The sequence below is a fragment of the Nonomuraea sp. NPDC051941 genome, from assembly GCF_044593615.1.
This window is the reverse complement of the sequence record NZ_JBIUCF010000041.1, coordinates 127,369-140,455: the sequence shown is the minus strand read 5'-3', so window position 1 is coordinate 140,455 and position 13,087 is coordinate 127,369. Positions and strand designations below refer to the sequence as shown.

The 13,087-nt window shown below is 71.9% G+C and carries 10 protein-coding genes and 1 pseudogene; 2 read left to right on the top strand and 9 right to left on the bottom strand.

What is annotated here, in order from left to right; genetic code table 11:
* The 9 genes and pseudogenes from ACIHFD_RS48380 to ACIHFD_RS48340 form a co-directional block, all read right to left on the bottom strand.
* Positions 1-446: pseudogene (locus ACIHFD_RS48380) on the bottom strand (arabinofuranosidase catalytic domain-containing protein); the annotation flags it as partial.
* A 101-nt stretch (positions 447-547) separates the two neighbouring features.
* On the bottom strand, positions 548-1,258 hold the full coding sequence (locus ACIHFD_RS48375; protein WP_397372654.1) for an alpha/beta fold hydrolase: 711 nt from the start codon (positions 1,256-1,258) through the stop codon (positions 548-550).
* 86 nt (positions 1,259-1,344) lie between these two features.
* Positions 1,345-2,289, bottom strand: coding sequence for an RNA polymerase sigma factor (locus ACIHFD_RS48370; protein WP_397372653.1), 945 nt, complete (start codon positions 2,287-2,289; stop codon positions 1,345-1,347).
* Positions 2,290-2,409: 120 nt separating this feature from the next.
* Entirely contained in the window at positions 2,410-3,249 is an 840-nt protein-coding gene (locus ACIHFD_RS48365) for an SGNH/GDSL hydrolase family protein (RefSeq protein WP_397372652.1), read from the bottom strand.
* A gap of 58 nt (positions 3,250-3,307) precedes the next feature.
* Positions 3,308-4,504 carry a hypothetical protein gene (locus ACIHFD_RS48360; protein WP_397372651.1) on the bottom strand — a complete coding sequence of 399 codons (1,197 nt, stop codon included), beginning with the start codon at positions 4,502-4,504 and terminating at the stop codon, positions 3,308-3,310.
* Positions 4,505-5,218: 714 nt separating this feature from the next.
* Positions 5,219-5,344: a hypothetical protein gene (locus tag ACIHFD_RS48355; protein ID WP_397372650.1), complete on the bottom strand. Its 126-nt coding sequence runs from the start codon at positions 5,342-5,344 to the stop codon at positions 5,219-5,221.
* The gene (locus ACIHFD_RS48350; RefSeq protein WP_397372649.1) at positions 5,345-6,496 is read right to left on the bottom strand and encodes a TDT family transporter; all 1,152 of its coding nucleotides are present in this window, start codon (positions 6,494-6,496) and stop codon (positions 5,345-5,347) included.
* A 170-nt stretch (positions 6,497-6,666) separates the two neighbouring features.
* Positions 6,667-7,716 (bottom strand): GlxA family transcriptional regulator, encoded by a 1,050-nt coding sequence (locus tag ACIHFD_RS48345; protein ID WP_397372648.1) that lies wholly within the window; start codon positions 7,714-7,716, stop codon positions 6,667-6,669.
* A gap of 245 nt (positions 7,717-7,961) precedes the next feature.
* The gene (locus ACIHFD_RS48340) at positions 7,962-8,915 is read right to left on the bottom strand and encodes a hypothetical protein (protein WP_397372647.1); all 954 of its coding nucleotides are present in this window, start codon (positions 8,913-8,915) and stop codon (positions 7,962-7,964) included.
* Positions 8,916-9,171: 256 nt separating this feature from the next.
* On the opposite strand from ACIHFD_RS48340, the gene ACIHFD_RS48335 reads away from it, so the two are divergent.
* Together ACIHFD_RS48335 and ACIHFD_RS48330 are read left to right on the top strand one after the other, a co-directional pair.
* Positions 9,172-12,021: an AAA family ATPase gene (locus tag ACIHFD_RS48335; protein WP_397372646.1), complete on the top strand. Its 2,850-nt coding sequence runs from the start codon at positions 9,172-9,174 to the stop codon at positions 12,019-12,021.
* 48 nt (positions 12,022-12,069) lie between these two features.
* Complete coding sequence (locus ACIHFD_RS48330; RefSeq protein ID WP_397372645.1) at positions 12,070-13,056, top strand: alpha/beta hydrolase; 987 nt, start codon at positions 12,070-12,072, stop codon at positions 13,054-13,056.
* Positions 13,057-13,087 lie beyond the last annotated feature (31 nt).

Below are 13,087 nucleotides of genomic sequence, written 5' to 3'. Positions count from 1 at the left end.
TGCGTGCCGTCGAAGATGGCGTACATGCCTTCCGGCTGGTCTCCCCTGGCGACGCCGTTGGTGTTGTTGTTGCGGTAGCCGGTGCCGGGGGCCACTTAGACGCCGTACGCCTTGTGCCCGCCGACCATGGTGGGCGCCGCCGTCGCCACGGCGAGGTTGTCGTATCCGCCCGGGGCCGGGCCGGACAAGCCGCCGGGAGGCGCCTGGGTCAGGTTGTTGCCGCGCCCTGACTGGTCGTAGATGACGGTGATCACACACGTCGTACGGGCGCAGAAGGAATCCTGTGCCGCGGCGTTGGCGTACCCGCCCGCGCTGAGCAGGCCGATGTTCTGGGTGGCGTTGTCCGAGGAGCGCCGTACCTGGTAGAGCGAGCCGTTGTAGGCGGCGTACAGGGCGCGGGTCGTGCTGTGCGCCGCCACGCACGGCGTGCCGCCCGCGGCGTAGATGTCGCACGACTGCCGCGGTCAGTCTGGGGCCACCGCCGCGCCTGGCCGCACTGGCCGGCGCGGCGGAGAGCACGGGGGCGTTACCGCCCGTGCACCACCGATCAGCACTTGAGCAGCGCCTCGGCGACCTCGTCGGGGTGCGTCAGCATGGACTGGTGGCCGCCGGGCACCATCAACGGCGTCAGGCCGATCCGGGCGGCCAGCTCGTCGCCCGGCCGGGCCAGGGCCAGGTCGTTCTCGCTGAGGACGTACGCCGCCGGCAACCCCAGCGTCGTCACGTCGTCCACGTCGAGCGCCTGCAGGAAGTACGCGCCCGGCTGCGGCACGAGAAGCTCGTGGAACAGCCGCTGCGCCGCCTCGGGCAGCTCCGGCACCAGCATCGGGACCTGCTCGAACGTGACGGAGACGCTGCCGTCGGGCGAGGCATCGATGGCCGCCCGCAGGATGGCGGCGTAGTCCTGGTTCTCGTCGACGAACGGCACACCGCGAGCCGGGACGAAGGCGTTGAAATACACGATCTTGGCGAGCCTGCGCGCGACCCGATGGGCGGCCCCGGTGATCGGATAGCCGCCCCAGCTGTGGCCGACCAGCACCACGTCGCTCAGGTCGCGCTGCTCGATCTCGCCGACGACATGGTCGACCGCGTCCGAGAGGTGGAGGCCGGAGCGGGAATCACCGTCCGCCAGCCCGGGCAGGGTGATCGTCACGGCGGCATGGCCCGCGGCACGCAGCCGCTGCGCCACCGGCTGCCAGGACCAGCCGCCCTGCCAGGCGCCGGGAACGAGAACGAACGTCGTCGAGATGTCGGACATGAAGAGCTCTACCTTCCGGTCGTGTGGAAATCACTGACACGATCCGGTGGCGCGCCGGAAAGTTCGCTCCGGCGCCAAGATTCTTTTCAGGCCGCCGCCCGGTGGATCATCCGCACCCGACGCACCCGGTCGGCGTCGTAGGACAGCAGCCAGCACATGGACGGCGCGCACCCCGGTCCGGCGTCGGGCGGGCTGGATACGTCGGTCTCCCACACCACGACGTCGGCGCTCGCGGCCACGCCGGTGAGGTGCTGCCGGGTCCCGGCCGCCATGCGGACGTCCATCACCTGCGCCAGGTGACCGATGCCGCGCGTGCGGCGGCCGTTGCCCCAGGCGATCTCCACGTCAGGCCACCAGCGCTCCCGCAGCAACGCCTCGAACGTGCCCTGATGCCCGGCCGCGACGGCCTCCTCCGCCTCCCGGCGGCGGGCCGCCGTCACCGCGGCCATGTCGTCGTACGCGCTGTGCAAGGTGGCCGGCAGCGTACGGGAGAGGATGCCCCGCGCCTCATGCAGCCTGCGGCGGACGGTGCCGACCGGGACGCCGCAGGCGGCGGCGATCTCGTCGTAGCGGGTGACCGAGGAGAAGTACCGCAGCAGGGTCACCGTACGCAGGGGCGGGGACAGCAGCCCGACGGCGTGCCAGACCCAGTCGCGCTGCGCGTGCCGCTCCAGCACCTCCTGCGGATCGGCTGCCCGCTCGGCCGACGGCGGCAGGTCCCCGGCCGGGATCGCGGTCGTGGCGTTGAGCCGCTTTCGGCAGAGGTTGCGGACGATCATCCGCAGCCACGGGCCCACGGCGGCGGGATCGCGCAGGTCGCCGATCCGGGCCAGCGCGGTCAGCGACGCGTCCTGGACGGCATCCTCGCTCTCGGCCGGATCCCGCAGCACGCTCACCGCCACCGCCAGCATTCCCGCGCGATGCCGGGCCAGCAGCGTGCCCAGGGCGGCCGAGTCGCCGGACTGGGCGAGCAGCACCAGCTCACGGTCGATGGGCTCGTCGAGGGTCGACGCCCGCGAGGAAATGCGCACTTCGTCACTCTGCCACACGTCGTCCCAACACCCGGTGGCGGCCCCCGCCGACGTCTGGCGCGCCGAGGCGGCGGGTGCCTGCGTTGTCACAGCCACCAGCGACGAGACGGCCTGCGGGTGCTACAGGAGGGAGTCGGCGAGCGGAATCTTCTGTGTCCGGAGCGCGCCGGTCACCAGCCGGGCGATCCGCCGGGCGCCGTACGCCTCGAAGTGGGTGTGGTCGTTGCAGAAGAACTGTCCGAGCGCCCCGGAGGTGTAGTCGCCGTTGTTGGGGCACAGGCCCAGGGAGTTGTAGTAGTCGACGCTGAGGGTCTGCAGGTCGATGACCGGGGAGCCGGTGGCGGCGCCGGCGGCGTTGGTCTGGGTGACGAAGCCGCGGTTCTTCACCGCGGTGCTACCCGAGCAGGTGATGGCGGCGACGGCGGTGAGCAGGACCGGGTGGGCGCCGCGGGCCAGCGCCGCCTGTGCCATCGTCGTCATTAGCTCCTGGTAGCGCGCGGTGCCGACGTGGCGCGGGCAGGTCGTCGAGCCGTCGTTGATGCCGAACTGGATGAACAGGTAGTCACCGGCCTTCATGCCGGTGAGCACCTGCTGCCATCGGGACGAGTAGGTGGTGGAGCTGAGCACGCACTCGCCGTTCGAGCCGATGGTGGATGTCACATTGCCCTCGTAGAGCCAGGTCTGGATGCTGCGCCCGGCGACGGCGAGGTTGTTGACCACGATGTTGCTGTGGAACAGCGAGTCGAATTCGGTGGCCCAGCCCACGGGGCAGGTGGCGCTGGGGTTTGCCATGGTCGAGTCGCCGGCCATCCAGACGGTCGTCGTCGCGGCGGCGGCCGCCGTGCCGACGCGGGCGCTGCACCCGGCCGGGCCGATCATCGCGGCCGAAGCGGCGCTCGGGACGACCAGCGACAGGGACAGCATCAGAACGGAGACGATGAAGAAGTGGACCTTGCGCATGGTCTCTCCTGTCGGTCCGAGAGCGAGGGGAATTGCGCCGACAGCCGCGGCGGATGAGTCAGCACCAGGTCAGCGTCGAGTTGACACGGGTCACGTTGCTGATCGTGTTGTTGCTGCCGGTGCAGGGGCTCCACCTGATGGCGGTGTTGGTGACCGTCAGGTTCTGGAACCTGATGCCCGACGACGGAGCGAACTCCGTACGGGCCGCGATCCGGACCTCGCCGCCGCCGCTGACCGTGCCCGACACTCCGGCGATGACGACGTTGTAGCAGTTCTCCACCAGCACCGAGTTGTTGCCGGTGTTGGCGATGTCGACCCGGTCGATGGTGGCGCCGCCGCTCTCCGAGACGCAGAAGATGCCCCGGCCACCGCCGCGTGCCTTGACGGTGCCGACTCGAATGTTGTTCGGGTAGGCGCTGCCGACCCGGCCGTTGCGGTTGGCCATGCGGAAGGCCGCGTACCCGGTGCCGGCGCCCGCGTTGTCGGCGTCGACGGTGCCGACCGTCGCGTTGATGGTCTGGTTGAGCAGCAGGCCGGACTCGCCGACGTTGCGTGCTGTCACGGTGCCGACGGTGAGACCGTCGACGCCGTAGGTCTCCATCGCGTGCGAACTGGCCCCTTGCACGTACACGGTGTCGACCCGGACGTTGCGGGTCCACTGGCTGGTGTCGCCGCGGTTGTCGATGCGTACGCCGAGGCCCGCGCCGAGCCGCATGTCGATCTGCCCGAGCCAGACGTTCATGACGTTGCGCAGGAAGATGCCGTAGATCGGGGTGCCGGTGACGTTGAGGTACGGGATCTCGATGTTCGCGGTGCCGCGCGAATAGATCGGCGCGTAGTCGCCGGAGCCGGAGCCGGTTACGTTGATCGTGCCGCAGACCGACAGGGAGGTGTAGCTCGGCAGCGAGATCCGGCTGCCGGCGCTCATCGTGCCGTTTCCGCGCACGACGACCCGCTGGATCGAGGTGCGCCCGGCTGTGAGGGTGCCGATGCCGGCCTGGACCGCCGCCCGGAAGTCGGTGCCGGTGTAGACGCTGCCGCCGGCGCTGTTGCGGGCGGTCCAGGTGCTGCCGCTGACGGTCACCTGCGACTGGAAGGTGCCCTCTCCGCAGGCGGCGGCGGACGCCGGGGGCGGGCCGAGCACGATGCCGGCCCCTGCGCCGGCCGACAGGATGGCGAGCGCGGCGACGATGCGGGCGAACCGACGACGTCGTCCCTTGAGCGGGCGTGGCGCCGTGGTGGGGGCTGCTGTCATGGGATTCTCCGTGGGGGTGCCCGGTTGGTGAGGGCGAGACGTGAGGTGTGGCGGCTGGTTGTACGCCGTGTCCTGCCGGGCGACGGCCTCCCGGTGCCTGCGGTCTCGCGTCAGCGACGATGCGCGCCCGCTGCCCCGCGAATGGCATCAGCGCCGTACGCGGTGACGCCGTCCGTTGAGGCGGTCGGGTGGAGCGCCGTCGCCGCGGTCGATCGCGAAAGTGGTCCCGGCGCCGGAGTCGACCGTGGAGGCGCTGCCGTTGCGGTGAGGAGCGTTGGCGCTTTTCCGGTACGCATGTTTTCTCCCGTTGATGGGGGGTGGGGAGATGGCGGCCGCGCTTCGCCGCCGGGCGCGCCTGACATCGATAAAAACGTTTCAAGTCGCCGCGTCAACGTGACCTTAGATTTGGATGGCGATCGTGTCAAGCGGTCAGTCAGATGGCAGCGGAGGACAATCGGCCGGCGGTTCGGAATTTCCATGGGAGCGGGTGGGCACGGACGGCCGTGATGGCCCCGCCACCAGCGCGATCGCAGGACGCCGCAGTCGCTCCGGAGGAGGTTCGGGCGGGAGCGCGGACACGCCGAGAACAGTTGTGCTGATGAATGTATTCACACGGAAGAATTGAGTCCGGATAGAAACTCGGGTGCGGGGGCCCGACGTTCTGCCAGGCGGCGCCGATGCGCCGTTCGGGGCGCCAGGAGGGGTGGCGGGGGATCAGGCGCGCGGGGCGACCGGCGCGAGCAGGCCCACGCCGAAGAGGCGGGCGTCCACCTCGGCACCGGCCTCTCCGCGTCCCCGGCAGCCGGCCTCCGGGCTCGGCTCCAGGAGCGGACCCCGCACTTACCCTTCTTGGATGCGGCCGCCCACGTGCGCGGCGAAGTGGCGTACCGAGCGGTAGGCCACCACGACCCATGCGGCGGCGAGCAGCGTGTAGAGGACGACGGCAACCCAGACGAACACCTGCGAGCCGGTACGGGCAGCGAGCACGCCGGTGCCGGTGACGCAGGCGCCGAGGGGAAAGATGAAGGACCACCAGGAGGGCGCGAAGGGCAGCCCCGCGCGCAACTCCCGTACGGTCAGAGCCGCGGCGAGTGCCAGCCACAGCATGGCGAAGCCCCACACCCCGACCCCACCCAGCAGCGCGAGGACCGCCGCGCCGTGCGCGTACGACGCGGGCAGAGCGCTCGGCGCCGCTGCGGCCAGCACGCCGAGCCCTGTCACCACCTGGCCCAGAGCCCCCAGGCCGATCCACACCGTGGGCACCATCGCACCGGTGGGAGCGTCATGGTGCACCAGGCGACTGTAGATCATGGCCAGCACCAGCAGCACCGCCAGCAGGCCGAGCCCGAACAGCGCGTAGCAGCCGAGCAGCAGGGCCAGCCGCGGCTGCCCGACAGGCGCGTGCGGGACGAGCAGCGCGCCCGTCGTCGCTGAAACCAGCGGCGGGACCACCGGCATCAGCCAGCCGCCGAACGCCGCGTCCGGCGCGAAGCGGTGCCGGGTGACCATCAGGTACGGCACCGTACACGCCGTGGCCAGACCGAGTGCGGTGCCGAGCGACCACAGCACCCAGCTCGCGTCCAGCGCGGCCCGTGCCCCGATCACCGGTTGACCGAGTTGCAAGGTCCCGGCACCCACCGTGAGCAGCGCCACGGCCGGCGCGCCGAAGAACTGGGCGTGCATCGGATCGGCGGCGTGCAGCCGCAGTGCCCGCTGCCGGACGTAGCCGGCCGCCAGGACGACGAGCAGCAGGCCGGCCCCCGACCAGACCACTGTGGCGGCGGCCCGCAGGCCGGAGAAGCTTAGGGGCAGGGTGACCGCCGCGTTGGCGAGGATGCCGGTGCCCATGACGGCCGCGAACCAGCTGGGGCCGAACAGCGCACGACCTGTCGCTTTCGCCCCGGGCGGCGAGGGGCGGGCAGGAGCGGAGAGCTCCGGGTCCACGTCGCCCTCGGTCAGAGTGGCTCGGGCACTGCTGGGGTGGGGTGTCACGGCGGTGAACGCCTCTTTCCTCGTCCGGGAATCATCGTCGCGAACCGGCCGACCCAGGGCGCAGGCCCAGCACCTCGCGGGCCGCGGCCAAGCCTGTCGGCCCGTCGGCTTCACGGTATGGCGCCCACCCGTGCCTCGCCCATAACGGCACGTGACACAACACCCTCACATCAGGACCTGACGGAAGCTCCACCCGAACCTGGGACGGGACCGCCATCGCCCGGTTGGAGCGCCTGCGCCCGTTGGGTAGTGCGGAAGCGCGCCCGGAACGCGCCCGGGGTCACCTTGAGATTGCGGACGAACGCTCTGCGTAGCGACTCGGCGGAGCCGAACCCGGTGCGGCGGGCGATCACCGCCATGGGATCGTCGCCGGTCTCCAGCAACGCCTGCGCGGCCTCCAGCCGGATCTGCTCGACGTACCGGGCCGGTGTCGTGCCCACCTCGTCGTAGAAAAGTCGGGTCACGTGGCGGGAGCTGATGCCGGCTCTGCGAGCCATGGCGGACAGCGTGTGGTCGGCCCCGGGGTCTTCCGCGACGGCGTCCAGCACTCGGCGAAGCATCTCCTGGCGGGTGTGCGGAGTACGGGCGCGGACGCTGAACTGGGACTGCCCGCCGGGCCGTTGCATGAAGACCACCATGTCCCTGGCCACCGCGCGGGCCACTTCGGCCCCGCAGTGCTCTTCCACGAGAGCCAGCGAGAGGTCGATGCCCGCGCTGACCCCCGCCGAGGTCAGCACCTTGCCGTCCTGGACGAAGATCGCGTCGGGCTCGACCTGGACGGCGGGAAAACGCAGGGCGAGGTCCCGTGAGTGGCGCCAGTGGGTGGCGGCGCGACGGCCGTCCAGAAGGCCGGCGGCGGCCAGCAGGAAGGCGCCGGTGCAGACGGAAGCCGTGCGACGAGAGTTCGCGTCGAGCCTGCGCACTATGTCCAGCAGCGCGTCGTCCTTGATCATCTGGTCCCAGCCCGGACCTCCGGGGATCACCAGGACGTCGCTGGTCTCGTGCGCGTCCTCGACGGCCATGTCGACGCTGAGACGGGTGCCCGCCGAGGTCGTCACCTCGTTGCCGTCGGCCGACACCAGGTTCAGGCGGTAGCGTCCGCCGAACTCGTTCGCCGAAGCGAACACCTCGATCGGCCCGGTCACATCGAGCAGCCGGACCCCGGGAAACACGAAGATCGTCACGAGGAGTGGGCCGGTTCCGGCGTGTTTGAGATTCATCGAATGCCTCCGGACCTGCGACGCGCTCCGATCGATGCTAACCCGATCGCCGGGGCCCTCGATCTGGCGGCCGTCGGCGGGTGGGTCTGCGGTGGCGGGTGACGGAAGCGCGGCCAGCGGGAGAAGCGGGAGAGCGAGGCCACCGGCGAGGGCCCGTGGCGTGAAGGCAGGCATGGGTGCTCGGGGAGGTGCGCGAAGGGCGACGCCCCCGCCGGTTCGGGCGGGGGCGTCGGGATGGTGCGGGGCTACTTGCTCTGGCAGCTCTTCTTGCGGACCTCGTACCAGACGATGCCCGGAGCCTGGAACCGGATCGCGAAGCACTGGTTCTTCCTGGCCGCGTCCCGGACCTTGTAGATGGCCGAGGCGCCGCCCGTCGTGTAGGCGACCTTGCAGATCAGCTTGGCCTTGCCCTTGAGCTTGTCGCAGGAGCCCTTCAGCGCCTCGATGGCGCCGGCGACGCCGGCGACGAACCAGGCGTTGTAGATCTTCTTGGTGAGCTTCTTCGAGAAGATCAGCCGGCACATGGCCTTCCACCACTCGCACTGCAGCTTGAGCGCGGGGTCGGCGACCACGGGGTAGGCGGCGCCCGCGTGCTCGACCGTCTGGATGAGCGTCATGCCCTCCACCCGGTACGAGGTCGGCACCGGGTTGCCGTTGGCGTCCTTGGCCCAGGGCAGGTCGATCTCGGCGAGGTAGAAGTCGTTGTTGTAGATCAGGACGGTGCCGTCGTCCTCCTCGACCTCCAGCATGCTGCCCTCGGGGGCGGAGATCGGGAAACGGTACTCGGTCGGCGCCGAGGCGTCCTTGATGATGGTCAGCGCGCGGGCGATCTGGCCGGTGCGCTGGTGGGCGAAGGCCACGCTGGGCTGCTTGGCGGCGTAGGTGACCAGGCCGGGCAGCGGCTGGCTGCCGGCGCCGTCGGCCTCCGGCAGGCCGATGCCGATGTCGGTCTCGCTGACGGTCGCGACCAGCGTACGGTCGGGGTCCGTCGCGATGGCGAAGGGCCGCTGGACGTCGCCGTCCGGGATCTCGGTGGGCGGGGTCGTCCGCGCCTCTTCGACGATCTCGGGCACGACCTGGCTGAGGGCTGCCAGGGCGGGGTCTTCCTGCGCGATGGCCGGGGTGCCGGCCACGGTCGCGCTGCTGAGTGCCAGGGCCGTCGCTAAGGTGACGACGAATGCCCGAGCGGAAATGCGCATGGATGTCCTTCCACGTGGGTGAGAGAACCGCACAAACGCCGCAAACGTAAAGATCATCGGCGACCAATCGGATGATCTTGAGTGGCGGGACCGTAAACGTTTGCTGTCTTCCAGGTCGCGCCGGATTCGGCGGTGGCCTGATGGTCCTTCCGTGTCATTAGCGGGCGATGGGGCGGCTAACGTCGGCAAATCGCCCAAATCATCAGTAACTGGCAGAATAAGGTCGCCTGCATTGGTACGACGGGGGACACACACCATGGATGAGCCGATGGTCGCCGCCGGTCCGGGTTCTTCCTGGCCGGGGGCGCGCATCGACGGCGGGAGCGACGAACGCGGGACCCCGCCCGGCCCCACCACGACGCTGACAGGCCGGGGGACCGAGCTCGCCCACATCGTGGACGCGATCGACGGGCGCCGGAGCGGGACGCGGACGATGCTGCTGCTCGGGGAGGCGGGCACGGGGAAGACGGCGCTGCTGGAGGCCGCGGCCGACCACGCGCGCGGGATCGGAAGCCTGGTGCTGGCCGCCCGCGGCTGTGAGGCCGAGGTGGAGCAGTCGTTCGCCGCCCTGCACCAGTTGCTTCTTCCGCTGCTGCCCGAGACGGACGATCTTCCCGAACACCAGCGGGCGGCGCTGAAAGCGGCGTTCGGGATCGTCGCCGCCACCCGGCAGCACGACCCGATGCCGCTGCGCGTCGGGGTACTGAACCTCCTGGCCCGCGTCTCCCGGAGCCGCCCCGTCCTGCTGATCGCCGACGATGTGCAGCACTTCGACCGCGACACGCGCGACGTCCTCGGGTTCGTGATGCGCCGTCTGACGACCCACGCCGTGACCGTGCTGCTCGCGGCACGGGGCCAGACGCCTCCGGACGGCTTCAATACGGACCTGCCGGTGCTGTCCCTGGCACCGCTGGGCCGCCGGGCGGCCGCGCACCTGCTGGACGCCCAGCCGGAGCCGCCCACCGGCCGGGCCCGGATCGATCTGCTCGAACAGGCCGCCGGAAACCCCCTGGCCATCATCGAGCTGTCCCGCGCCGTACGAGCGGGGCAGGCGGTGCCCGGCGGCGGGCTGCCGCAGACCCTGCGCATCCAGGAGATGTTCGCCGCCCAGCTACGCGCCCTGCCGGCCGGCACCCAGCGGCTGATCCTCTACGCGGCGGCCTCGTCTGACCACGAGGACCTGGAGACCGTCATGGCCGCGGCGGGCGCCGGATCGGATCTCGGGGTGTGGGCGCCCGCGGAGGACGCCGGTCTCATGACCATCGCCGGCGGCCGGGTCGCCTTCAGGCATCCGCTGGTCCGCACGGCTTCGTACGACGGAGCCCCGGCGCACCTGCGCCGGCAGGTGCACACGGACCTCGCGGCCGTCCTCGACGCCGACCCCGCGCGCCGGGCCTGGCACCTGGCCGCCGCGTGCCTGCGGCAGGACGAGTCCGTCGCGGCGGCGCTGGAGGACACCGCGGAGCTCGCCGAACGCCGTGGCGGCTTCTTCGCGGCGGCACGTGCGCTGGAACGGGCCGCCGAGTGCAGCCCGGGCGCCGCGGACCGGGCGCGGCGGTACGCCAAGGCGCTGCGAGCCGCCCAGAACGCCGGCGACCCCTCGTGGGTACGCGAGCTGTACGACAAGGTCACCGCGCTGACCGAGGACCGGGACCTGCTGGGCGTCGCGGCCTGCGGCGCCGGCATCGCCCTGTCGCTGTCCGGCCACCAGCGGCAGGGGTTCCAGGTGCTGCTGAGCGCGCTGGAGCCGGATCCGCCCAAGGACGGCATGACGGTGCTCGCCCTGGCCGCCGTGCTCCAGGCGGTCGCCTTCCAGTCCGGCCTGCCCGAGGTGCGGCGGCCGATCGCGGCCCTGCTCGACGGGCTCGAGGCCGGAAGCCGCGAGACGCCCTACTCCGAGCTGACGACGAGCGACGCCTTCGAGGCGGTCCGGGCCGTGGCCCTGGCCGGGGCCGACCCGGTCAACGCCCCCGAGCTGCTGCGGCGGATCCGCCGCCGGCCCGGCATCCCGGAGCTGCCGACCGGCATCGCGGACGTGACCCGCCTGCACGCGGCCGGCGCGGTCGCCTGGTACGCCGACGAGTCCGAACTGTGCGTGGAGTCCTTCCGGCAGGCGTTCGCCCTGCTCACCGCGTACGGCTCCATGGGCAATGCCGCGCCCACGCTCGCGGCGATGGGCTCGGCGCTGATCGACACCGGTCGCTGGGCGGAGGCCGAGGAGCATCTGGAGGAGACCGCGACGCTGGCGGCCGTTCAGAAGCTGAGGCATCTGGAGATCGACGTCGAGGCGCTGCGGATGATCCTGCGAGCCCTGCGCGGGCAGCCCGCCGACATGCCGGCCGATCCCGCCTGGACGGCCGTCGGCCTGGAGGAGAACCGCGCCACCCACGCCCGCCTGCTGCGCGCCGCCGGCACGAGCGCCGCGGCGGCGGGCGACTTCGACGGAGCGTTCCGCCACTTCCGGCTGCTGTTCGGCGAGGACGGCGTACCCCTGCACTATTTCCTGTCGAACCGGTCGGTCGTCGACCTGGCCGCGGCCGCCCAGCGGACGGGCCGGCAGGAGGAGGGGGCGCGCATCGTCGCGGCGGTGCGCGCCGCGCTGGGCGAACGCCCGACCACCCGGATGACGCTGCTCGTGCACCACGCCGCCGCGCTGACCGGCGAACCCAAGGACGCCGAGCACCACTTCCGGCTCGCCACGGTGAACCCGGCGGGGGAGCAGTGGCCGCTGGCCCGGGCGCAGGCCCGGCTCCACTACGCGCAGTGGCTGCGCAGGAAACGGCGGCCCCTGGACGCCCGGCCGCTGCTGGCCACGGCGCTGGAGTCGTTCACCCGGCTCGGCGCCCGCGGCCTGGCCGACGAGGCGCGCGTGGAGCTGCGGGCCAGCGGCGTCGCCGCCGCGCCCGCCCAGGCGGACCCGCTGGCGGAGCTGACCGCCCAGCAGCGCCAGATCGTCCGGCTGGCGGCACGGGGACTGCGCAACCGGGAGATCGCCGAGCAGCTCATGCTGTCTCCCCGCACGGTCGGCTCCCACCTCTACAACGTCTATCCGAAGCTGGGCGTCAGCAGCCGTCACCAGCTCCGCGACCTCTTCGACGACCTGTGACCACCCGCGCGTACGATCGGCACACCCGGCGAGCGAAAGGTGAGGGACGTGGGAACTGACCCCGCCACGGACGGCGGCGCCTGCGAGGGGCCCGCCATCGTCCTCGATCCCCTGGTCCAGAGGCTCGTCGACGCGTCGGCGGCACCGCCGTACCTGCACCAGCTCGGCCCGGTCGACGGGCGGCAGGCGCTGCTGGAGACCCAGGACCACCAGCGCGACGTCCCCGACGTGGCGGCCGAGTTCCTGGTGGCGCCGGTGGGGCCGTCCGGGCTCGCCGGCTTCTGGGTGTTCCGGCCGGTCCGGCCGACCGGCCCCCTCCCGGTGGTCGTCTACCTCCACGGGGGCCGCTGGATGCTCGGCGACGCGCGGACCCACGCCCGGATGATCTGCGAGCTCGCCGCCGCCGGTGAGGCCGCGTTCGTGGTCCCCGAGTACACCCGCACGCCCGAGGCGCGCTACCCGGTCGCCGTCGAGGAGTCGTACGCGGTGCTGACCTGGGTGGCCGAGCACGCCGCCGACCTGCGGCTGGACGGCCGGAGGCTGGCGGTCGCCGGCGACTGCGCGGGCGCCACCATGGCGACGGCGCTCGCCATGATGGCCAAGCAGCGCGGCGGGCCACGCATCCGGGCCCAGCTGCTGTACTACCCGATGACCGACCCGCGCTGCGACACCGCCTCGCAGCGGCGGTTCGCCTCCGGCTACCTCCTGACCCGCGCCGCGCTGGAGTGGTACTGGCAGCAGTACACCGACGACGAGCACGAGCCCACCGCCGCGCCGGCGCGGGCGAGCACGGCGGACCTCGCGGGGCTGCCGCCCGCGCTGATCGTCTCCGCGGAGGCCGACGTCGTCCGGGACGAGGGCGAGCAGTACGCGCGCCGGCTACTGGCGGCGGGTGTGCCGGTCACCGCCGTCCGATACCTGGGCACCGTCCACGACTTCGCGTCGCTGGACCCGTTGCGGGACAGCCCGCCGGCGCTGGCCGCCGTCCGGCAGGGGGCCCTCTTCCTCAAGGACGCCCTGGCCGCCCGGCGCTGACGCCAGTCAACTTACTGATGCGTCCGGGCGG

What these genes read in the sequence shown, in the direction of transcription:
- ACIHFD_RS48375 (WP_397372654.1), bottom strand. Translation starts at nt 1,258, where the DNA reads ATGTCCGACATCTCGACGACGTTCGTTCTCGTTCCCGGCGCCTGGCAG.
- ACIHFD_RS48345 (WP_397372648.1), bottom strand. Translation starts at nt 7,716, where the DNA reads ATGAATCTCAAACACGCCGGAACCGGCCCACTCCTCGTGACGATCTTC.
- ACIHFD_RS48335 (WP_397372646.1), top strand. Translation starts at nt 9,172, where the DNA reads ATGGATGAGCCGATGGTCGCCGCCGGTCCGGGTTCTTCCTGGCCGGGG.
- ACIHFD_RS48340 (WP_397372647.1), bottom strand. Translation starts at nt 8,915, where the DNA reads ATGCGCATTTCCGCTCGGGCATTCGTCGTCACCTTAGCGACGGCCCTG.
- ACIHFD_RS48360 (WP_397372651.1), bottom strand. Translation starts at nt 4,504, where the DNA reads ATGACAGCAGCCCCCACCACGGCGCCACGCCCGCTCAAGGGACGACGT.
- ACIHFD_RS48365 (WP_397372652.1), bottom strand. Translation starts at nt 3,249, where the DNA reads ATGCGCAAGGTCCACTTCTTCATCGTCTCCGTTCTGATGCTGTCCCTG.